General features: G+C 40.6%; 15 protein-coding genes. 14 read left to right on the forward strand and 1 reads right to left on the reverse strand.

The genetic code is table 11. From position 1 onward, the window contains the following. The first annotated feature begins 3 nt into the window (after positions 1–3). The 14 genes from PQO03_RS17375 to PQO03_RS17440 all read left to right on the forward strand — a co-directional run bounded on the left by PQO03_RS17375 (position 4) and on the right by PQO03_RS17440 (position 21,909). Complete coding sequence (locus PQO03_RS17375; RefSeq protein WP_274152093.1) at positions 4–2,034, forward strand: protein kinase domain-containing protein; 2,031 nt, start codon at positions 4–6, stop codon at positions 2,032–2,034. A 202-nt stretch (positions 2,035–2,236) separates the two neighbouring features. Next, positions 2,237–3,040, forward strand: a complete 804-nt coding sequence (locus PQO03_RS17380) for a DUF1559 family PulG-like putative transporter (RefSeq protein WP_274152094.1) — start codon at positions 2,237–2,239, stop codon at positions 3,038–3,040. Positions 3,041–3,054: 14 nt separating this feature from the next. Then, positions 3,055–3,942, forward strand: coding sequence for a hypothetical protein (locus PQO03_RS17385; RefSeq protein WP_274152095.1), 888 nt, complete (start codon positions 3,055–3,057; stop codon positions 3,940–3,942). A gap of 198 nt (positions 3,943–4,140) precedes the next feature. After that, on the forward strand, positions 4,141–4,779 hold the full coding sequence (locus tag PQO03_RS17390) for an acetylxylan esterase family protein (protein ID WP_274152096.1): 639 nt from the start codon (positions 4,141–4,143) through the stop codon (positions 4,777–4,779). Between the two features lie 98 nt (positions 4,780–4,877). Beyond that, entirely contained in the window at positions 4,878–6,098 is a 1,221-nt protein-coding gene (locus PQO03_RS17395; protein ID WP_274152097.1) for a hypothetical protein, read from the forward strand. Between the two features lie 8 nt (positions 6,099–6,106). After that, complete coding sequence (locus PQO03_RS17400; protein ID WP_274152099.1) at positions 6,107–8,275, forward strand: sulfatase-like hydrolase/transferase; 2,169 nt, start codon at positions 6,107–6,109, stop codon at positions 8,273–8,275. 84 nt (positions 8,276–8,359) lie between these two features. Continuing rightward, positions 8,360–9,826 carry a sulfatase-like hydrolase/transferase gene (locus tag PQO03_RS17405; RefSeq protein ID WP_274152100.1) on the forward strand — a complete coding sequence of 489 codons (1,467 nt, stop codon included), beginning with the start codon at positions 8,360–8,362 and terminating at the stop codon, positions 9,824–9,826. 137 nt (positions 9,827–9,963) lie between these two features. After that, the gene (locus PQO03_RS17410) at positions 9,964–10,959 is read left to right on the forward strand and encodes a ThuA domain-containing protein (RefSeq protein ID WP_274152101.1); all 996 of its coding nucleotides are present in this window, start codon (positions 9,964–9,966) and stop codon (positions 10,957–10,959) included. Positions 10,960–11,389: 430 nt separating this feature from the next. Continuing rightward, a complete protein-coding gene (locus PQO03_RS17415; protein ID WP_274152102.1) occupies positions 11,390–12,904 on the forward strand; it encodes a sialate O-acetylesterase in 1,515 nt (504 codons plus the stop codon). A gap of 324 nt (positions 12,905–13,228) precedes the next feature. Beyond that, positions 13,229–14,053, forward strand: coding sequence for a type II secretion system protein (locus tag PQO03_RS17420; RefSeq protein ID WP_274152104.1), 825 nt, complete (start codon positions 13,229–13,231; stop codon positions 14,051–14,053). Between the two features lie 180 nt (positions 14,054–14,233). Continuing rightward, a complete protein-coding gene (locus PQO03_RS17425) occupies positions 14,234–16,738 on the forward strand; it encodes a sulfatase (protein ID WP_274152105.1) in 2,505 nt (834 codons plus the stop codon). Between the two features lie 66 nt (positions 16,739–16,804). Continuing rightward, entirely contained in the window at positions 16,805–17,680 is an 876-nt protein-coding gene (locus PQO03_RS17430; RefSeq protein ID WP_274152107.1) for an alpha/beta hydrolase, read from the forward strand. Positions 17,681–17,776: 96 nt separating this feature from the next. Next, positions 17,777–19,681, forward strand: coding sequence for a dienelactone hydrolase family protein (locus tag PQO03_RS17435; RefSeq protein ID WP_274152109.1), 1,905 nt, complete (start codon positions 17,777–17,779; stop codon positions 19,679–19,681). An 89-nt stretch (positions 19,682–19,770) separates the two neighbouring features. Next, positions 19,771–21,909: a sulfatase-like hydrolase/transferase gene (locus PQO03_RS17440; RefSeq protein ID WP_274152111.1), complete on the forward strand. Its 2,139-nt coding sequence runs from the start codon at positions 19,771–19,773 to the stop codon at positions 21,907–21,909. 5 nt (positions 21,910–21,914) lie between these two features. Here the strand turns inward: PQO03_RS17440 and PQO03_RS17445 are convergent, their stop codons facing one another. Next, positions 21,915–23,978, reverse strand: coding sequence for a protein kinase domain-containing protein (locus PQO03_RS17445; protein ID WP_274152113.1), 2,064 nt, complete (start codon positions 23,976–23,978; stop codon positions 21,915–21,917). Positions 23,979–23,983: the final 5 nt, after the last annotated feature.

Genomic DNA, 23,983 nt, shown 5'->3' on the forward strand with positions numbered 1-23,983 from the left:
TTCATGAGTGATCTATTTAATCAAAATCATGCGTCCTCAAGTACTGACTTAGATAATTTAAACAAACTTTTCGATGAGGTCTACGATAATCCTTCTCATGAGCGATCGTCCTTAGAAATACTGCTTTCTCAGCAAGAGAGATACAGGGATATAGAAGAAATAGCGCATGGTGGCGCCAAAAGAATTTTTCAAGTCTTCGATAGTAAATCTAGGCGTTACATAGCCATGGCTGAGCCCATCAACACAACAGATAATCATAATGTTGATTTATTTATTAGAGAGGCCTGGATTACCGCACAATTAGACCACCCAAACATTATAAAAATTCATGAAGTGGGAACAGATAGTCATCATAAGCCTTTCTTCACCATGGATTTAAAAAGTGGCGATAACTTGGATCAAATCATCAAAAAAATTAAGCAAAATGATCCCGGCTATTTAACTCGCTTTACTCGTCCAGTTCTTTTAGATATCTTCATTAAAATATGTGATGCTGTAGCTTATGCACACTCAATTGGCATTCTTCATTTAGACCTCAAACCCGCCAACATCCAAATCGGTGAGTTTGGCGAAGTAATTGTCTGTGATTGGGGCTTAGCTACTATTGTCGGTGGCCGTTCATCTATTAATCCCCACCGCGACATCTTGGAGATCGACCTCATGGGTACTCCCACTAAATACCTCAAGGGAACTCCAGGATATATGTCTCCAGAACAGCTGATTGGCAAGAACGTCACAGAGTTAAGCGATATTTACAGCCTATCCGCCATTCTTTATCAACTCATCACATTATTGCCTGCCATAACAGCTGAAACAAGCCATGAAGTCATGGACAAAACTGCTAAGGGCGATATCCAACCACCCTCAGAGTTTGTTAAGATATCTGATGGTCTTGAAGCTATTATGTTGAAGGGACTTTCCTTAAACACAAAAGATAGATATCAATCTGTAATTGAACTCAAGAATGATCTAAGCAAATACCTCAGCGGTTATGTCACTCATGCAGAAGACTCTAACGTCTTTAAAGAACTGCTATTTTTTTACCTACGAAACAAAACCGTTTGCATTCAAGCCTTCATTTTTTTAGTTCTCATCATCGGCGGAAGCTTTATCTTCATCAATAACCTACAGGAAAGCTGGCAAGCTGAACAATTAGCTCGAGTCCAAGCTGAAGAAAATGCTAAAAAACATAAAGAAGCTCTCGACTTGTATCTCAAAGAAAAGAAAGATGGCTTCCTAGTCAAAAGACAATATAGCGAATCCCTTATTAAAGGCTCCCAGCTCTTTAATAGTGCTGACTATGTCAAGAATCCTCAGAAGATGCTCAATGAAGCATTAAAAGGTTTTTCTTATGAACTAGAACAAAAACCTAGAAATAAAAATGCTGAAATCATGATGGGTCTAAGCTTATTTATACTTCAGCGCTATGACGAAGCCCATAAATATCTCTACAAATACCAACAATTAAAACATATCGAGACCGCAGTTGAACACGCATTGAAATATAAATACGACAAGAAGCATAGATGTGCCCCTCTTCAGGTCTTTCATTCGGTAATTAAAGCTCTAAGAGAATATGGGGTCACAGCTCAAGCCACAGCCTTTCGTGCCGTTATTTATGATTTGCGTACTAGGGTAGATCGTGATGGTTACGAAATAATTACTGCTGAACTTTTTAGATTATGGAATCCTCGCTGGCAACAAGATCTTTATGAATACGATAAAAAGACTCAGTCGTTAAAAATTTCTGGCCATGGCTTTGAGTTCGTAAGTTTAAAAGACAAATTTGGGACACAGAGCTTACTCATAGTTCCATTCATTAAACATTTAGATATAAGTCACACCCATGTTAGCGATCTCCAACAACTAGAAAGTAGCTCTTTAGTTTCACTAAATATTTCAAATACTCTAGTAAAAGACCTCAAGGCTTTAAATAGTCTGCCATCTTTAACAAAACTCACTATCAGTCCCAAAGTATTTTCACAAGACATGCTCAATGAACTATCTACAAAAATCAAAATTACTGTTCAATAGTTAGCTTATTCTTTTGGGGTCTTGTAAATTATAGAAATATGAAGAATAAATATATAAATTTCATTCAGACTACGCAGTTAGATTCCTCGCTTTGAGTTTAAGAAAAAATTAAAAAAAATCAAAAACACGTTTAGATCACCTTCTCCACCGTCGGATTAATATGTAAATAACTGAAATTTGAAAATTTTTCCGAAAGGTAATTATGATATCTAAAATAAAAAGCATCAAAGCTTTTACTCTTATGGAACTCTTAGTCGTCGTGGCAATCATTGGCATTCTCGCCTCGCTTCTTCTTCCTTCATTATCATCCGCTAGAAAATCTGCAAAGCAGGCTTCATGTACTAACAACTTGAGACAAATTGGTATTGCCAATTACAACTATCTCGATGACAATGACAGTACATTACCATGGGGCGCATGGAGCAACTCATCTCCGATTATGGGATGGGGCTGGGATGATCTAATCTATCCCTACCTCGGCAAGGGTGAAATGAGCCTCACAGATCAGTACAAATGGTTTTGGACTGAGGAACAAGGTCTCGACACACTTAAGTGCCCCGGAGCTGTATCCCCATATCTTTTAGGAGACAAGCCTACGGGAACTTACATTATGCCCAGAGGTAACAATGGTGCAGCCAATACCAGAATTGCCTATCAAATGAGTGGAAATGCCACAAACCCACCATGGACCCGTAAAATCACTGATATATCCGACGCTCAGGGCACTTTACTACTCACGGAAAATGATAGTATCGGCGGCAATCCCATCCAGGGTCTTGGCCGTGGTGCGACTAATCCTCAAAAACAAATTGACCCTGCCGGAAATGGTTTGCAATTAGTTGCTACTGCTAATTATACTCTCGAAATACACAACAAAATGAAAGTCAATTTTCTTTTAATTGACGGTCATGTAGAAAGTCATTCCCCAACTTCCAAAAATGTTCTTGGCGAAAACGGAACACCCAATAACCCTCTAGGTATGTGGACTGTAAGCGCTGGCGATTAACACAAAGGATCAACATGTTAAAATCAACGACTCTCATCTTCATATTATTTTTAAGTATGAACACTTTTGCTTCAAAAAAGCTCCCTATCTTAAAAAATGTTTATATCACTATGATAAACCCCATCAAAAGTAAACAAAGTGGCACAATTACAACAACAAAAATTGCTGTTCATACTTTATATGAAGGAGATAATTACACAGCTTGCGTAACGCCTTTGAGGCAATTCTATATTTTCCCGAAGTCAAAAAATTCTGACCCTATAAATTTAGGCAGCCCTATGGAACTAGCGATCCACGAACGTTACTTCAAAAACAAAAGACAAGCCATTCGAAGAAAAATCATCTCTCTCGAAGCCAGTGCTCCTTCAAAAAATCCAGAGTCGCTAACCATCACTTCTACGCTTGAAGAAGGTGCAATACATACACTCAATATAATTTTCACCCCCAACAGCATTGAAATCTCTAACAGTGTTCAAGATCCGACTGATTTAAAACCGATGACAATTGCTAGTTCCACCCTGAGAATCCCTTCGGCAACTCTTCAGCATGAGAATATGAATTGGGAAAGTACAAAAAAAGCTTTAGGAAAAAGCAGTTTACAGGTTAAATCCCCAAAAATCATTAAAATCCCCTATACAAAAGACAATCCAAAACTTGGGGTGGGTACAGAGTTTGAACTTAAAAATTATTGGTCTGGACGAAAAATCATGATTGAAACTATAAGAGGAGAAAGAACTCGTCCTGATTTAACTCTTTTGGTTTACGGCAAAATAGCTCCCGCCCTAAACGGTTTTCAGTTCTTACTCAATCCAAACTTGGGCGATAAGATCACCGACTCACAAAACAGCATAAGGAAAAGTGACGTTCTGCATCCTGCGACCATCAAAATCACTATTGATTGACCGCTAATTTTACACACCCATTATTATGAATGGGAAATCAAAATACTAATTAATAAAAAGTAACACCCCCGTCGCAGAGTCAAGGGCCTACAGATCCTAGTGGCTAGTTCGAGAGCTCCACTCCCTCGTGTGTGAAGCACCATTTACTCTACGAGAGTCAATCGTAAAAAATTCATCTTTTTAAAACTTAGGAATAATATGAAAAAAATCATAAGTCTAATTCTCATAAACCTTTCTGTATTTGCCTCTCAGGAAGTTCAAGATTTCTGGAACCAGTACGATCCTCACAAAGCACCACTCAACACCGAAATCATTAAAGAGTGGCAAGAAGGAGAAAATACTTATATGTTGCTACGTTATGACCTAGGACTACTCAAAGGAACTAATAAATCTGCTTCGCCCAAAATAGCCGCATATTATGGCTTCCCGACTCGTCTAAAAGGAAAATCCCCAGGTATTGTCCATATTCATGGAGGTGGACAAAAAGCCAGTCTAAGTCGCGTTAAATCTTGGACTGAACTCGGATATGCCGCAATCAGCATTAACTGGGGTGCAAAAGTTATTGATAAGCCCAATACTCCCAATACAGACTGGGATGGTATTGCTGCGGGTTTTATTCGCCCGGGGATAACAATTGCCGATGATCTGGATCACCATAATACTATTAGCCCTGATAACAATACACTCTATAAAGAGTTTCATTTATTAAATAGTAGCTGGAACCTTATTGCGATGTCGGTAAGAAGAGCTCTCACTTTTCTCGAAAGTCGTCAAGAAGTAGATCCCCATAAATTAGGTATTGAAGGTCACTCTATGGGGGGAAATCCACTGTATTAAGCGCAATTGATCCGCGCGTTAAAGCAGCATCTCCTTCTGTGGGGGGCACAGGATTTCTTAATCAAGATTTATGGGGACTTTCCAATAGTAAACGCTCTATGAAAACAGATGATAATCTCAAGCTATACCAAAAAACTGTTTCTGCGCAATCCTACTGGCCCTACATCACTGCTCCCACGCTATTTCTAGGTGCAAGCAATGACTTCAATTCACCAACAGAACTAATTATAAAGAGCATGAACTTACTTCCTTCTAAAACAACAAGTGCCTTAGCTTTAGCTCCCCACCTCAATCACAGGTTCACTACGGGAACTAATAATGCTCGCTTTTATTGGATGGAATCACATTTGAAAAATGATTTTTTGTTTCCCGCAAACCCCAATGCCGAACTTAAACTCAACAATAAAAACAAGATCCCCTTTTTCTCTGTCACTCTCGACCCCAAATGTAAATACGAAGTAGATCAAGTAAAAATTTATTACGGCTTTTCCCGTGATCCTCGCATTCGTTTTTGGCGTACTGCTAAAGCACGTAAAAACAAAAACACCTACTCGGCTTTTCTCCACATTTATGACCAAAACGAACCTCTTTTTGCCTTTGCCAACGTCACTTACAAAACAGGTAAAACACTTCCAGCTAGACCTGGTGTCCCCACTAGTGACCTACTCACGCTCAGTTCTAATTATTTCTCAATTCACCCTGATGAGCTAAAAAAATCTGGTATTAAAAGCACTTCAAAAAACTATCGAACTCTTGATGATTTCACCAAGGGCATGCAGGATTGGTACATATTGGGAGACAACAACCCTCAGCACTGGTTTATGTCCACTAGAAAAGTGATTGACCCCTCCTTTATGGGCCCTCAAAATGCCACGCTGAGAATCCAGCTTACTCAAGATACCCCAGGAAATTCAATTGCCATTGGTGTTAAAGTCAATACTTGGCAAGGTTACACAGGCAGGAAGCCGGATGAATATGTAAGTTTAGTCGATTTATCCAATAAAGGTAAAAACATCGTTTCCCTCAAAGTAGAAGACTTTATCAATAAGAAAGGGCAGCTGATGAAAAACTGGGATGAATTAACTGAGTTATACTTCACTCCTGCAAATAAAAAGAACCGCAAGTCAAAAAAATGGACTGGAAAAATGCCGAAATTACATAAAATCGAATGGCTAGGTGGACTCAATACAAAACTCCCTTATCCCCACGAAAAACGCAATAACTTAAACAGTAAAGGCAATATAAGTTTTGATGATCAATTTCAGCAAGCCATCGACGATTCTGTACTCCTTGAAAAAAACGATAAAAATCTAAATTAGGTAAAACTATGCGATACTTTATTCTCCTATTACTCTCCCTTCATCTTTGTGCCAACGATCCTTTTCACATACCTAAACAAGACCAAAAGAATCTACGTATTGAACAAGAGCTTGATCTTTCCCTACCAAATATTCTTATTATTGGAGATTCGATCTCTATTGGCTATCACAAAGATCTTGTCACACTCATGAGTGGCAAAGCCAATATCTTTCGCCCAAAAACCAATTGCGGCGACAGTAATAAAGGTCTACAACAGATCGATAAATGGCTCGGAAAATCTAAGTGGGATATCATTCATTTTAATTTTGGTCTTCATGATCTTTGTTACCGTCACCCCGATGCCAAAGTCTATGGCAATCGAGATAAAATCAATGGCACCATTTCCGTCTCGCTAGATCAGTACAAAAAAAATCTTCAGCTCATCATTAATCGTTTAAAGAAAACGAATGCCAAACTAATCTGGGGGAGTACTACTTTTGTTCCCGAAGCAGAAGCTGGACGTTTTCAAAAAGACAACATTCGCTACAATGTAGCTGCCAGTGAAGTCATGTTAGAGAATGACATTCTCATCAATGATCTCTTTACTACCAGTAAAAACTTTCCGGAAAAACTCACGAATAAAGGCGATGTTCACTTTAAACCCAAAGGTTCACAAAAACTGGCTATTCAAGTAGTAAACACTATTAAAACTCTATTACCTACACAGTCTAATAAGGTCCAAGCTTCACAAAAAAAATTTTCCTCGCCCAACGTCATTCTTTTTCTCGTCGATGATCTCGGTTGGAATGATATAGCTTGTTATGGCAGCTCCTTTTATGAAACTCCCAACCTCGATCAATTGGCTAAAGATGGTTTTTTATTTACTGATGCTTATGCCGCTAACCCTGTATGCTCCCCTACTCGTGCCAGCATATTGCTTGGTAAATACCCCAGTCGCGTAGGTCTCAGTAATCATAGTGGCTCTTCGGGCCCCAAAGGTCCTAGTCACAAACTTATTCCTGCGAAAGTAAAAGGTAATATGCCTTTAGAAGACATCACGCTTGCCGAGGCTCTAAAAGAAGCCAATTACACAACAGCTCATATCGGTAAATGGCACCTGCAAGCCCATTACGATACATCACAAGATCATTTCCCTGATAAGCACGGTTTTGATATCAACATAGCGGGTCACCGCATGGGCCAACCAGGGTCCTTTTATTTCCCCTATAAAAGTAAACAGCATCCCAGTACCAATGTCCCTAACATGTCTGATGGCAAAGATGGCGATTACCTTACTGATCAACTCACTAACAAAGCTATTGACTTCATCAAAGATCATAAGGACAAGCCTTTTTTTCTCAATTTCTGGTACTACACTGTCCACACACCTATTATCCCCCGACAAGATCTCAAAAAGAAATATGAGCAAAAAGCTAAAATGCTTGGTTTAGATCTTAAAGCCACTGGTACTCCGGTACTCAAAAGTGTTTCTCGATCGACACAAAATAATCCTAGTTATGCTGCCATGGTTGAGGCCATGGACGAAAATATTGGTCGCGTCCTATCCACGCTAAAGGAACTCAACATAGAGGATGAAACTATTATTATTTTTTGTTCTGATAACGGCGGATTGTCTACGGGTACTGGTCCTAACGCCCCAACATCCTTGCTTCCTCTCAAAGCAGGTAAGGCCTGGGTTTATGAAGGTGGTATTCGTATCCCATTTATCATTAAATGGCCTGGTAATCCTGGAGGAAAGTCGCTTTCTACCCCAGTATGTACAACCGATATTTACCCAACGATCCTTAATATGCTCAAGCTCCCTCTCAAACCAAAACAACATGTGGATGGTGTTTCACTAACTTCAATTATGACCGGCAGTACCAAGGAACTGAAGCGTGAAGCCATCTACATTCACTATCCACACTACCACCACATCAATTCAATGGGCCCTGCTGGCGCTATACGAATGGGCGATTATAAACTCGTGGAATACTACGAAACGGGTGAGGTTGAACTCTATAATTTACACGAGGATATTGGGGAGATGACTAATCTTGTTAGTGAGCAACCCGAGCGCAGCGCTAAAATGCTCAAGAAATTAGAAGAGTGGAGAAAAGAAAGCAATAGCCCAAAACCCGAACTCAACCCCAATTATGAAACCATAAAGGACTATCGAAAACCAAAGTTTCTATGAACTTTGAAGATACATATAGAGTAAGCTATCGACGATTCCGTGCCCCCTTAAAAAATAGGAGACAAATTAAAGTAGGTGAAAACTATGCGCTATTTGATTACACTATTCATATGCTTGAATTTATGGGCTAATGAAAGACCTAATATTATCATTTTTTATGCGGATGACCTAGGCCCAGGTATGCTTTCCTGTTATGGACAGGAATTACTCAAAACTCCCAACATCGATAAACTCGCCAATGAAGGCATGACGTTTAACAAATTCTACGGAAATAATGTCTGCGCTCCCGCTCGAGCCAATCTCTTGACCGGCTTACACGATGGCAATTCCTTCCATGCCAACAAAGGCGCACTTTCAATTCAGCTTCATCGCGGAGATATTTCCAAAGCTGATTACGACAAAGTTCTCAAAAAGACTTATGATCAAAGAAAAGACTTTTCATTCATAGGTCAAATGGCTAAAGCCTCTGGCTACCACACATCCTACTTTGGAAAACTTGGAATGGGTTACTCCGAGAATCATGAGCTCATCAAACTCTATGGTTTTGATCATTACGTAGGACTCTACGACTCCGTCGTTTGCTGGAGTTTTTATCCGGAATTCTACTGGAATAACGGCAAAAAAATTGCTTTAGCAAACAACCCAAAGTTTAATAAAAGCTCTCCTCAATGCCCACTCATTGGCGAGTCGGATATGACCTATACCGAGGATATTTGGCTCAAAGAAGCCTTAAATTATATCGATGAGAAAAAGAATGACCCCTTCTTCATGATCTACTCGACTCAGCTCCCCCACGGCCCTGCATCTATTGCTCCAAAAGATCACGTCTTCAGAAACAAAGAAGGCTGGACTGAAAAAGAGCGCGTCTATGCCTCCATGATTGTTAAAATGGACCAATCTCTTGGTTCTATAATGAACAAACTCAAACAGCATAAAATTGACAAAAATACCCTTGTCATTTTCACTGGAGATAATGGCCATGAACCTTCCTACTATGCTGACCTTCGTCAAAAAAGTAATAATGATAACAAGTTCTGGGATGGCCATCAAAGATCTGAAGATATTTTTAAAGGTTCTCTCGGTAAAAGAGGCATGAAACGTTGGAATTTTGAGGGTGGCCTACGCGTCCCCACTATTGTAAGATGGCCTGGAAAAATTAAAGCCAAGTCAACATCCGACTTAAACGCCACTACCTACGACCTTTTTGCGACCTGCGCAGATATCATGAACTGTCCGAAAGAATATAAAACGGATGGTATATCATTCAAAAATGAACTGCTCGCTAAGCCTCAGCAGCAACACGAATACCTCTATTGGCAAAATAGTACTGGAGCCAGTCGCGACGCATTAATAAAAGGCGATTGGAAATTAATTAATGAAATGGATACTAAAAATAGTGATTTCGAAAATAAGAAGCGACGCTACAAATGGGCATTATACGATATCGAAAACGACCCTTTAGAAACAAACGACCTTGCTGAACAATACCCAGAAACAGTTCAGCTTTTAATAAAACTCATTCCAAGACAGTTATTATTATCAGACAAGTAATTTCCATCCTCACTTACATCTCTGTTTTTTTTGTAATCTTTTGTATCAAAAATAAAAAAGACTTGTTTAATTTTTAGCGAAAGATTTAATGAAAATAGCGAATAAAATTCATAATAACAAATTTACGGAGACAATCATTGAAAAATATCGCATTAAAATGCCTTATGGCCTTATTCATTTTCACGTCCTTGTCACAGGCAGTTGAAAAGAAAAAAATTCTCTTTTTAGCAGGAAACCCCAGCCATAGTAGTGGTGATCATGAGTTTCGTGCTGGTTGCATGATTTTAGCCGACAAGCTAAATAAATCTGGTTTGCCCATAGAAGCAAAAGTTCATTTCTATGGTTGGCCAAAGGATGAAAGTATTTTTGATGGTGTAGATGCTTGTGTTGTCTATGCCGATGCCGGTGGTCGTTTTGGAGAAAAGTATGAATTTCTTAATAATAAAGTAAAAAAAGACGGCATGGGCATCATGTTCATGCACTACGGCGTTCATCCTAGTAAACAGGTCGGCGAAAAATACTTCAAAAACTGGATTGGTGCTTATATGGACAACCACATTTCAGTGAATCCTCACTGGATTGCCGATGTGAAAGCCCTAAGTAAAGAAGATATCTCACGCGGTATTACTCCTTTCACCGCCTATGATGAATTCTACTTCAACATGGATTGGCCCACCAAGGATGAATGCGATTCATGTCGTCCAGTAGCGGTAGCGACCCCTAGCCCCGATCGTATTGTTCGTTATATCAATATGTGGAACCAGCATGGCGAGAAGTGTTTTGGTAAGGAACAAGCTCTCATGTGGTGTCGCGATGCTAAACCCGAAGAAGGCGGCCGTGGCATTGGCTTTGTAGGGGGTCATTATCACCGCAATTGGGCCATCGATGAATTCCGTAAGCTTGTGCTCAACGCCATTATTTGGACGGCGCGCATGGAAGTCCCCAAAGGCGGTGTTCCCGCCGGTAAAGTCACTGAAGCAGATTTGAACAAGAACCTTGATAAGAAAAAGAAACTAAACTACATCAAAGTTCCAACTTCAGAGTTATACGAACAGAAACCCATGGCTCGTCAGCAGTTTGATGAAAATGGCAAGCGTATCCGTGGTGGTAAGCAAAAACCTAAAAAAAAGTAAATCCTAAAAACTGACAAAATGTTAATTATAAAAAGCCAAAGAACTAACAGAGAGCCGTGTAATTAAAGCCTCTGATGAAAAGCGCTCAGAACTTAGGCACTTACGTAAAAGGTCTTAAAACTGTATCTGTTTATGCTGACAATATGATGAAAAAGCCTTTGCCTAGATAAGGCTGAGTCTTGTGGGATTTATTGAGACCGCCGGTAAAGAAACTCCTGTTGACAAAAAGCACCTTATTGATTCTGAATAAGGTGATGAAAATCACACCCATGAAAATTAATAAAGATTCTTTACTTGTAACAAGATATTCTTTTCACAGTTCATTAATTCAAGCTTAAAAAATTCAGTGTCCAAAAATCATTTAGATAAGCGTATCACTACATAAATCTCGATTTTCATAAATAAATAAAAATAGTCAAAAGGAATACATATGCCCTCTTTCAAAAATCTTATTAACTTAACCATCATTGCCATCAGCTCACAAGTCTATGCCGATATTAGTCTCCCTCAAATCATCGATAGCCAAATGATTCTCCAGCGTGATGCCAAAGTTCCTATTTGGGGTTGGGCAGATAAAGGCGAACAAGTTACAGTTCAATTTGCGGGACAAACAAAAACGGCTACGCCAAATGAATCTGGCAAATGGATGATTGACTTAGATCCCATGCCGGCGTCAAACGAAGCTCGTAGTATGATTATAAAAGGCAAAAATACGATTAACCTCAATGATATCCTCGTGGGAGAAGTGTGGCTTGCCTCCGGACAATCCAATATGGAATGGACCTTTAATGGCATAGAAAAAAAGGAATATGAAGCCGCGCTAAAACAAAAAAACAATAATGACATTCGCTTCTTTCACGTCACCCATCATCTCCAAGCTGGAGCGCCAATGGATGATACTATCGGTAGCTGGAAAAAAGCTGAAGAGTTTCTCGCTACACCTCATTCAGTTTCTGCGGTAGCCACTTTCTTTGCGATAAAACTTCAAAAAGAACTTGCTATTCCCATCGCTATTCTGGATTCAAATTGGGGTGGTATGAGAGTCGATTGCTTCATTTCTGAAGAAGGTTATAAAAGTGAAAATCTTCCACTCAGAAAACATGGAGTGGCTCAGCCTAATATTCGCTTACAAAAACTCAAACAAATGCGTGATTCACTTAATCAAACTATTGCACTAGCCGAAAAAGGGATATCAGCTTCATATATTGAAGAGCGCATAAACGGCTGGGCAGATAATATGATTTACAATGCCATGATCGCCCCACTCGCTCCTTATGCCATCAAGGGTGCCATTTGGTACCAGGGCGAATCCAATCGTGGTGATGCAAAATACTTCAAAAAGATGAAAGCACTCTCCTTTGGTTGGTCCAAAGCCTTTCGCGTTAAAGATATCCCACTCATTCAGGTACAAATTGCTCCCTTTGACTACACTCGTGGAAAAAACCCAAAGGATAGCACTCTCTGTGATACTATTTGGAAGGCTCAATACAAAGCCGCTAAAGAACTTAAGGGAATCGAAGTCGTCGCCATACATGATATCAATATCAATATTAAAGATATTCATCCTCGAAGTAAAGAACTTGTGGGTCAGCGTTTAGCCGCGATAGCACTAAAAAATACTTATGGGAAAAACCTTATTGCTCAAGGTCCTCAATTTGCCTCGGCTAAAACCCAAGGACAGAAAGTTATTCTCAGCTTTGATAACATCGACCAAGGGCTGAGTACCAAAGATAATAAAGCTCCTACACATTTTGAACTCTCCAACGATGGCAAGAATTTCATCGCTGCTGAGGCCATCATTCAGGGCAACTCCATTGTCGTTTCTTCCACACAAGTTTCCACTCCGAAGTTTGTCCGCATGGGTTGGAGCGATATTGCCATCCCAAACTTACAAGATAAAAACGGCTGGCCCGTTTTCGCTTTCCCCGCACAGCCAATTAAATAAAACTCTGGGCGCGCAGGCATCCTGCCCGCACTTATCATAAAAGCACTTACAACTGTAAACTGAGCGCTGACGACTTTTTTCTAAGGCACGATAAATCGTGGACTACATACATAAGGAAGGCTCGTAGTACAGGCTTTAGCCTGCGGTTTTTTAAGGCACGATAAATCGTGGATCACCATACAAAGGGCGCCGAGAATTATTCTCGGCGTCCTTTTTTGTCCATGATTGAAATAATTAAAAAAACAATTTCTTGTAACAGCAAAGCTTTTCTGAAGTTTTACATTTTAAGGATTTTTATAAGGTAAGAAAAACAGGAGTTTATTTATGCGTTTCAAATATCAGTCATCATTTAAAAAACAGTATCAGTTCACACTCATTGAACTCTTAGTGGTCATAGCCATAATTGGTATATTAGCATCCCTTCTTTTACCTTCATTAAAGAAAAGTAGAGAGCAGGCTAGAATAGCTGTTTGTACCAGTAATTTGAAGCAAATTAACACAGCGACATTTTTATACATGGATGACAGTGAAGGCTATTTCCCTGCAAGATCACCATGGACCGGTATTGGTTTCGATGATCTTCTTGGAACCTATGACGGACGTGACCTGACTGAAACTCAAATGCTCGCTGGAGGACATATCGGTGCACTAGTTGCGAATCTCCCTGGTGGCGTTGATCATGGTGCACTGTATCGCTGTCCTCTAGATGATCGTGAAAGTCCTGGCTGGATTATAAAAACCTATGATATTTCTGCTTTTTATCATGCTCCTATTTGGAATTATAAAGATCCCGCTCGCAGAGGAGTTTCAGGTATGTTTCATAATGGGACAACACTCTTAGCTGCTTCAAGAAAATTAAATGACCTTAATAATACTAGTGAAGTCATTGCCTATGGAGAAAATTTTGCTCCCTTAGATTTTGATAATAATTGGATTAGACTGAATATGGGTAATTCATGGGAATGGAGCGGTCTTACTGCCACTCTTTTTGAACAGAATGAAGCCGCCCACTCAAATATGAAATTCAATTTCTCTATGGCAGATGGCCATGTGGAAAAAATGAATTATATACAATCCATGGTTCGTTCAGGTGGTGCCATGGCTACTAATGCTGACACATCAGGAAGTGCATGGGATTCAGAGAGATAAAACCACTGCTAGCTCAACATGCCTTTGTCCGCAGCAAAGTAAAAATCTATGACTGATCTATCGCAGCTACTAAAAGAATAAGTCGAAGCTAAATAAGCTTTCACTATGTTTTCGTTTGATATTTGTCGCAAACTAATGTTTTATGTGTTTATCATATTCAAAGCAGTCACGGAAAATCACATGAAACTTAAGTTCATACCCTTCTTACTCTTATCATTCAGCCTCTTTTCTCAAGATCGACCCAAGCCCAATATCGTACTCATGCTCGCCGATGACTTGGGTTGGCAAGATGTGAAATGTTATGATATTGATAAGCCCTCGCCCATGGAAACCCCGAATCTCGACGCTTTAGCAACAAAGGGCGTCAAGTTCTGGCAAGCCTATTCCCCTGCCCCCGTATGTGCTCCTAGCCGCGCGGCGATCCTCAGTGGTCATCACCCTGCCCGTGGTGAAATGACGAGTGTTGCGGGTGGTAAGCCTCCTCATGCTGGTCATCCCAAAAACTCTTTTCAAATCACGCCTTGGTATAGCTCGCGCATGCCCTTGAGTACTTTTAGCTTGGCAGAAGCTCTAAAAGCCGAAGGCTACACGACGGGTCATAGCGGTAAATGGCACATCTCAAAAAATCATTATGCCTACCCACAACCCTTTCATCATGGCTTTGATTACTCGGTACACGAACGCGGTGTTCAGAACAATATGACACCTGATCGTCTTACAGAATTTGCTACTAATGACCCCAAGGACCCCTACCGTTTAGACAAAAATGGCATGCCTTTTGATGCTCCCCAGCATGGTGCCATGACTTTTATTAAAGAAAACCAAGACAAGCCCTTTTTTCTTTACTACGCTACTTGGTTGGTTCATGCGCCCATTGTCATGCGTAGTGAAGCACTGCTCAGAAAGTATGAAAAAAAACTAGGCGTAACACTCACGGATGAACACAAAAAGAGCTGGAAGAAAAAGGGCCAAAGCAATCCTTTTTATTGCGCCATGGTTGAGCAACTCGATTATTACCTAGGACAAATTTTTACACATTTAGAAACGACTGATGATCCCCGCTGGCCCGGCCATAAACTGATCGAAAATACTTACATCATTTTTAGCTCCGATAACGGTGGTATGGAGGGTGGTGGAAATGAAATCTATACCGATAACTTCCCTCTCGACCGCGGTAAAATCTCCACCAAAGAAGGCGGTGTTCGCGTCCCACTCATTATCACGGGTCCGGGTATAGCTAAAAACACAGAGAGTGAGGTCATGGTCAATGGCTTGGACTTTTTTCCCACTATCCTATCGCTCATTGGAGCTAAGAAACCGAAAAATAAGATTTTTGATGGCTGTGACCTAGTCCCCTTATTAAAAACTGATGTCTCCGACCCCACACTGGTTAAAAATACCGCCGGAAAAGTTCGCGACACCATGCTTTGGCATTTTCCTCAATCCGAGAATACGAGCTCAATCCGAGTGGGAGACTATAAATTATTACGACGCTATAATAAAGAAAATTCTCTGGAGCTCTACCGCTTGTATGATTCTTCTAAGCAAACTCAAGTACGCTCTGACATCGAGGAAATGAAAGACATTGCGGTAAAAATGCCCGATAAAGTACGCGAACTAAATGATAAGCTCAGCTTAATAATTAGCGGAATGGGTGGGCGTACACCTTACTTCAATCCCCATTATGTGGGTCCCCTAACCCATAAAAAAAAGGCTCCCGTCATCTTCAACCATAAGCAAGTGGGAAACAAAGTCGAATTCCGTTTTAAAAACAATGGGGCTCAAGTCATCCACGCCGACCTCATTTACACTCAAAAAGGTGGTGATCGCGATGAAGAATGGCAACGCCTTGACGCTGAAATACTCGAAGATAACAAAGTGATTGCCTTTCTCCCCAAACACACGAGTCATTTCTTCCTCAACTTAATTGATGAAAACAATTTCTTAGCCTCCTATCCAGAAATTGATGGTCTCAAAAAAAGAAACGAAAACTTGGGTTTCAGTTCTATGGCCTTAAAAGCTCATTACCCTAAAGCCCATAAAGGAAAGCCCATTAATTTTAGTGAGATATTCACTGATTTAAGCCAGCCAAATAGCCATGTAGATATTCTTCTCAGTGAGGATTTCGAAGCTGATAAACTACCCACGAGTATGAGCTTCACTCAAGGTATTTCTCTCAGCAATATAGCGGCCGCAAGTGGCTCACAAGGCCTAGAGCTTTTCGATAGCAAAAAATTGACTCGTCCTTGGATGCCCCTAACAGATTTTAAAGTTGATACCCCAAAGGACAAAAAATCTGGTCAGCTAAGAATTTCATTCGCTTTAAAACTAGACGAAAAATCACCGGGAATACTCGGCTTTGTCTTGCGAGACCACCGTTCAGGAAAACGTTTATCCCTCGGAGACATTAAAATTGGCGATGACTGTGTAAAAGCCAATGGCTTAACGCTCATGTCCTTTGACCCCGGGATTTGCTATCAGGTGGATTTATCCTTGCAATGGGGCCCTAAACGCAGTCACTTTTATACGCTCTCTGCCACTACTGCCGATGGCCGACATTTAAGTGCGAGTGTCCCCTATGAAAATTATCATTTTAATCTTCCCGACTCCGTCAGTCTCATGGGTCTAGGAGCTCAAGAAAGCCTAATCTACATCGACAACCTCGTCATTCGTCTTGAAGATTGATGACAGTCGTATTCAATTTAACTAGCCACGCAACTTTTAATTAACTCCCACCACAAGGTTCCATCAATGAATTCTTTATTTAAAAAAATCAGCTCTTCACTTTTTATTTCATGCCTGATTGCACTCACTTGCGCTTCCGGGCTTCACGCTGCCGAGCGCCAAGAACTCAGACTGTGGCCCGAGTTCGCTCCCGGAGAAACAAATGATAAGAATGGACCACGCCTTTATCTCTATCAGCCCGAAAAGAAAACTTCCGATTCCATCATGCTTATCTTCCCTGGTGGTGGCTACCATGGTTTAGCTATCGACCATGAGGGCTGGAAAATCGCTGAGTATTTTAATAAACAGGGTGTCACTGCCGCCGTACTTAAATATCGCGTTCCCCGCCGCAAAGGCATGCCCAAACACATGGCGGCATGGCAAGATGCTCAACGTGCCGTACGCATTATTCGTTCAAATGCGACGAAGTGGAATATCAATCCCGAGAAAATTGCTGCCCTCGGCTTCTCAGCCGGCGGTCACCTCACCTTAATGACTTCCACCACTTCACAGACGCCTGCATATAAAGCTATTGATGAACTAGATAAACTTCCTTGCCACGTAAACTTTGCTGTCCCCGTCTACCCTGCTTATGTACTCGAAGATGGCAGTAATGGTCCCAATAAGGGTAAAGGCAATGATTCCACCATTGTCAAAGACTTTAAATTCGATTCAAAAACTCCACCCATGTGTCTCATTCACGGAGATACCGATCAGTATTCTGCCATGGGTTCAGTTGCGATCTATCATAAATTGAGAACTAAACAAATTCCTGCCGAGCTTCATATCTTTGCAAAAGTTGGCCACGGTTTTGGGGCTAATCCCACTCTGAGGCCAAATAATAAGCATATTGGTGATTGGCTCAATCGCAGCTACGAAGCGCTCAAAGTTTTTGGCTTTTAGTACTTAAAAACAATAATGCCTAAGGGCCTTATAAAACTTGTAGCAAAATACCTATAAGCTTTGTTTAGTATCGAAAATCATCAATAGGAATCATTTATGTCTTTTTTTAAATCAAGATCAAAAGCCACTCTACAGACCTTATTTATCTCTTGCTCACTTCTAAGTTTCAATAGCCAAGCAGCCACTCCACTTCCCGAAACACTCGCTCCCCTCAATAATAAGCCCGCACCTCAAAGTTTTGACCAAATGTGGAAAGATTTTGATCCTCGAAAAGAAGCACTCGAAGTGGAAGTCATTAAAGAATGGGAAGAAGATGGTGTTATCTTAAAAATCCTTCGCTACGACATCGGAATTTTCAAAGGACAAAAAGCCAAAATGGCCGCTGTTTATGGCTACCCAAAAGGAGCTAAGAACCTTCCGGGATTACTACAAATTCATGGTGGTGGCCAGTACGCAGATCACCGTGCCGTACTCACTAATGCCAAACGCGGCTATGCTACTTTATCTATTGCTTGGGCGGGACGTATAAGTGCGCCAGATTACAAAGTTAGTCCCCATGAAGTCAAACTCTTTTGGGATAAGAAAACTTCCGATCCCGATTATAAACTCACTACTGACTGGGGCGCCTTGGATGCTTATCATGCTCCAAGTAAACATGGTAAAGATGCTTTCCCTTCTATCCCTACTGCCGATTGGACTTTAGATCCCATCGAATCACCTCGTAATAACTCTTGGTTCCTAATCACTCTCGCTGCTCGCCGAGGATTAACTTTTCTAGAAAAACAGCCTCAAGTCAATGGTGATAAGTTAGGCGTCTATGGTCATTCCATGGGTGGCAAACTCACGGTTGCGACTGCCGCAAGTGATTCACGTATCAAAGCTGCGGCCCCTTCCTGCGGTGGCATTAGCGACCGCTACAACGAAAAAGAACTGCATCGCAATACTGTGGGTGATTCAACACAACTCAAGCAGATAAGTGCTCCCATAGTCTTTCTTAGTCCGTCGAATGATTTTCATGGTCACATCAATAATTTAGTTGACGCCGTAAAGGAAATCAAAACGGATCAATGGCGAGTCATTTGTTCACCTCACGGTAGCCATCAGGAAATCCCCTCTGCAGAAGTCGCAACTCAATTATGGTTTGATCAATACCTTAAAGGATCATTCACTTGGCCCAAAACCCCTGCAACTTCACTCAATTTAGTCAGTCCGTCAGGCAGCCCTACTCTCATTGTGACTCCCGACCAAAGTCGTACTATAGAAGCCGTCGATGTCTATTACTGCCAACAAGGAGACTCCAGCGGTAATCGACAATTACGTTCAAATCGAATAAATCGCTTTTGGCACCATGCACCAGCGCATAAAAAGGAAAATCAATGGCAGGCTTCAATGCCGCTTTATTCCGTGGATAAACCACTATGGGTTTATGCCAACATTAGCTATAAATTAGATACTGCGGTGACCGCTGCGGGCTATTACTATGGAACTTACAAAACTGATACATTCATTGTCTCATCTTTAGTCAAACTAGTCACTCCTAAGGCCTTACAGAAGGCAAATTTAAAAGCACAACTTAAGCCGAGTACTATCATTGAAGACTTTGATACTGATTGGCATCAGGAATGGTTTAGCTATAAGCCTCAAACTTGGCCACGAAAAACTCATAAACTCTATCATCCTGCTTATCAAGCACCTAGCCCTGATGCGGGATTAAAGATTAGAGTCTTCTCGGAAAAAGATAACACCCTGCTTATTGGCATCGATAAATACGTAGCTGAACTCACCTTAAAAGCAGGCCAAGTCAACGAGTTTATCCTCAAGCATAGTGATTTTAAAAACTATGAGGAGCAAGCCCTCAACTCTTGGAAGGGAATTGCCGAGCTCAGACTCAGTGACGCCGAAATCCTACGCTCGAGTAAAAACCGTAGTAAGACTCGTCGCCTTGGCAAATCTTGGCAAGGTAGCGATCCTCAATTCAAAGAACTGACTTGGATTAAATAAAGCCAGTTCTTCAGTACATCTATCAAATATTAAACACTCTTGTTTACTTGAGTAAGTAAACAAGAGTAAAATAAACTGAGACATAAATTATGTTCCGAATCTTTCTTACACTCTGCTGCTTTAGCCTTGTTCATGCCGCCGAATTCCATACTCCTGATACAGATAAAAAAAATCTACGCCAACAAGAGGATTTTGACTCAAAACTCCCCAATGTACTTCTCATTGGTGATTCCATTTCTATTGGCTACCACAAAGATGTAGTCAATAGACTTGCAGGAAAAGCTAATGTAAGTCGTCCCAAAACCAATTGCGGAGATAGCAATAAGGGTGTAAAAAGCATTGATAAATGGCTAGGTAAAACCAATTGGGATGTCATTCATTTTAATTTTGGACTTCACGATCTTTGTTACCGTCATCCCGATGCCAAGGTCTATGGCAAGCGCGATAAAGTTAATGGTACCATTTCAGTTCCTATCGAACAATATCAGAAAAATCTTCAGTTCATTATTAATCGTTTAAAGAAAACAAATGCCAAACTCATTTGGGCAAGCACCACTATTGTTCCCGAAGGTGAAGCCGGTCGTTTTCAAAAAGATAACATTCGCTATAATTCTGCCGCCCGTAAAATTATGCTGGCTAATGGAATTATCATTAATGATCTCTTCACTATAAGTAAAAATCTTCCTGATAAATACTGTAAAAAAGGCGATGTTCACTTCATTTCCGAGGGTTCGAAAATATTGGCCACAAAAGTAGCCAAGGCAATTGAGGCTCAATTGCCAAAAAAAGCCTCTACTCCGAATGTCATACTTTTTCTCATTGATGATTTAGGTTGGAATGATATAGCCTGTTATGGCAGTACTTTTTACGAAACGCCAAATCTTGATCAACTCGCCAAAGAAGGCTTTCTTTTTACCGATGCCTATGCTGCCAATCCTGTCTGCTCCCCCACCCGTGCGAGTATCTTGCTCGGCAAATATCCCAGCCGTGTGGGACTGAGTAACCATAGTGGTTCACCCGGGCCAAAAGGTCCAAGTCACAAGCTTATTCCTGCCGAAGTAAAAGGCAATATGCCTTTAGAGGATATCACCCTTGCTGAAGCGCTTAAAGAAGCAAACTATACCACCGCTCATATAGGTAAATGGCATCTGCAAGCCCATTATGATAAATCACAAAATCATTTCCCCGATAAACATGGTTTTGATATCAATATCGCCGGCCATCGTATGGGCCAACCCGGCTCCTATTATTTTCCTTATAAAAGTAAACCGCACCCTTCCACTAATGTCCCTGGCATGGCTGATGGCAAAGACGGCGATTACCTCACCGATAAACTCACTGATAAAGCCATTGACTTTATCAAAGATCACCAAAACAAGCCTTTCTTTCTCAACTTCTGGTACTACAGCGTTCATACACCGATTATTCCTCGTCAAGATTTAAAGAAAAAATATGAGGCTAAAGCCAACAAGCTCGGGATTCAAAAAAACCTACCCGGTACGCCAGTCTTAAAAAGCTTTGCGCGATCCTCGCAAAATAATCCTTCTTACGCCGCTATGGTAGAAGCTATGGACGAAAATATTGGTCGCGTTCTTACCACTCTCAAAGAACTCAAGATTGAAGATCAAACCATTATAATTTTTTGTTCCGATAACGGTGGCTTATCCACGGGTACTGGTGCTAATGCTCCCACATCTCTGCTGCCACTCAAAGCCGGAAAAGCGTGGGTCTATGAAGGAGGAATTCGCATCCCCATGATTATCAAATGGCCCGGAAACAAAGCGGCTGGCAAAAAACTCAATACACCTGTGATCACCACAGATTTGTACCCCACTATTTTAGATATGCTAAAACTTCCCGCTAAGCCCAAACAGCACGTAGATGGTGTATCTCTTACTAGTCTGATGACAGCTAAGAGTGAGTCTCTTAATCGTGAAGCTCTGTATTTTCACTACCCTCACTATCACCACATCAATTCCATGGGACCCGCAGGCGCTATTCGCATGGGTGATTATAAACTGCTGGAAGTTTACGAAACGGGTGAATTGGAACTTTATAATCTAGTAGATGACTTAGCTGAACAAAAAAACCTAATCTCTGAGCAACCAGAACGAGCGGCACAAATGCTTAAAAAACTTCAGCAATGGCGCCTAGAAAGCTCAAGCCCTCTTCCCAAAGCCAACCCTACTTATGAAGCCGAAAAAGATTACCGCATTAAAAATAAATAAGTGATTTACGGTAGGATAATAATTTCAGTATTGGGAAGCCTTTTCTTAAGGTTTTCAAGCTTAAATTGTCCTTGGTGAATATACAGTTTTTCCAAATCCTCAAAACCAGTTAAATTCATGCTGGTACGCACTGCAGAATGACTTATATTTAGTGTCTTCAAAGACATATCTCTCAACTTATAAATATTCGCAATTGCTGTATGTGATATATTAAGATTTCTCAAATCATAATTTTCCAAAGTATTTAATTCAATGATTTTGGTGTAACTCACATCCAGTGATTTCAATGGCTGATTACGAAAACAGATGAAATCTTTAATTTTAGTATGGGACAAATCGGCTGATTGAGCTGGAAAACCCTGTAAAATTAGAGCTGATTGAATCCAATCATTATGGGAAACATCCAGATGTTTATTTTTTCGATCATACTCAAAGTGAATTTTTTGATTTTTAACCTGACTTATGGCTAGTTTTTTATTATGAACAATAATCACACCCTTGCAAAACTCAATCCGCTTAGCAAGCGGCATTTCTGAATACGCGGTGTAATGAACCAGCCCGCCAACGACTTTTGGCTGTTCGTTTTCCATCCCCTGCTTAAACAAAGCAAGAAATTGATCTAAAGACAATGCTAAGACATCATCATCTTTGATTTTCTGAAATTGTTTTGCCAAGTCAAGTAATTCAGGTGCTTCTCCATTTTTTTCAAGTGCCTTAACCGCGGCATTGAACTCTTGGTAGATGATGTGTAAAAGTCCCTTCAAGCCCCACGCTTCTTTTAAACTCGGATCGAGTTCTACTGCACTATCACAAAAGTTCACCGCATCATCAAAATTAAAGGAATTAAAGGCAATTTGAGCACGTTGATAAAAACGTGGGGCAGCATCTTTTCCCATTTTGACATGAAACTCTTTCTCAAGACTTAATTTTTCCGCACGTTGTATGGCATTAATTTTTTCAAGTTTCAAATTATTAATCATAAACCAAGCGGCAAAAATACTGATCAAAACAAGTAAGAGCGAGGCGATACTGATCGATCGATGGCGTTTCACCCATAAGCGCATTAACGTTAATAGAGACGCTTTTTCTGCGCTGGTCGCAAAACCATTGCGGTAACTTAAAATTTCTTTTTGTAACTCGACCACACTTGCATAACGTTCATTAGGATCTTTCGACATAGCTTTCAAGCATACCGCTTCCAAAGGCAAGGGAATACTAGTATCTATTTTTGTGGGTTTTATAAAATCACAGTCAAGCGTTTTCTTCATGATCAACTTAATAGCTGCACCGCTAAACGGTTTTTTGAACGTTAAAATTTTATACAAAACACAGCCTAAAGAGAAAACATCTGTGTAGACACCTTTTTTACTCTTGATCAGACCGGTTTGTTCAGGCGCCATATAGCCCGGCGTTCCTTTGATGAGGCCATCTATCGTAACATTCGTCTCCTTAGGATTGAAAGCATAACAGTCCAGCAACTCTTCGTCGCAGATAGCGGCCATCACCTTTGCAAGGCCCCAATCACAGAGTAAAACATCACCATAATCACTTATTTGGATATTATCTGGCTTAAGATCCAAGTGAAGTACACCCCTAGAGTGGGCATAGGCTATTGCATCACAAACTTTAATGAACACATCTAAGCGATCACTTAAATCGACTAAATAATCTTTCTTATTATTTTTTAAATCACTTAAAATCTGTTCAAGCGAAGATCCCGATATGAACTTCATGGTAAACCAAGGGTGACGGCCTTTTAAACCTAAGTCGTGCATAGGGATGATATTCGGGTGCTGTAAGGCTGCGGTCAGGCGTGCTTCTTTGAGAAAGGCTTCTTTTTGTTGGTCATTGGCATCATTTTTCAAACGAGCCATAGCAACCGTACGACCAGTCTTAAGGTCCTTACATGTTTGAATGACTTTTATTCCACCTTCATCAACGTACTTAAACTCACAGTATCGAGTCTTAATTGACTCAATCATATCGAGTAGCGGCATTTCATCTAATTCATCTAGCTCATCATAAAAGCTTGCAAAATTTTTATCGAAACTCTCTTCTTCTCTATCCATAAGTG

The sequence above is a fragment of the Lentisphaera profundi genome, assembly GCF_028728065.1.
In the GTDB taxonomy this organism is placed as follows: Bacteria; Verrucomicrobiota; Lentisphaeria; order Lentisphaerales; family Lentisphaeraceae; genus Lentisphaera; species Lentisphaera profundi.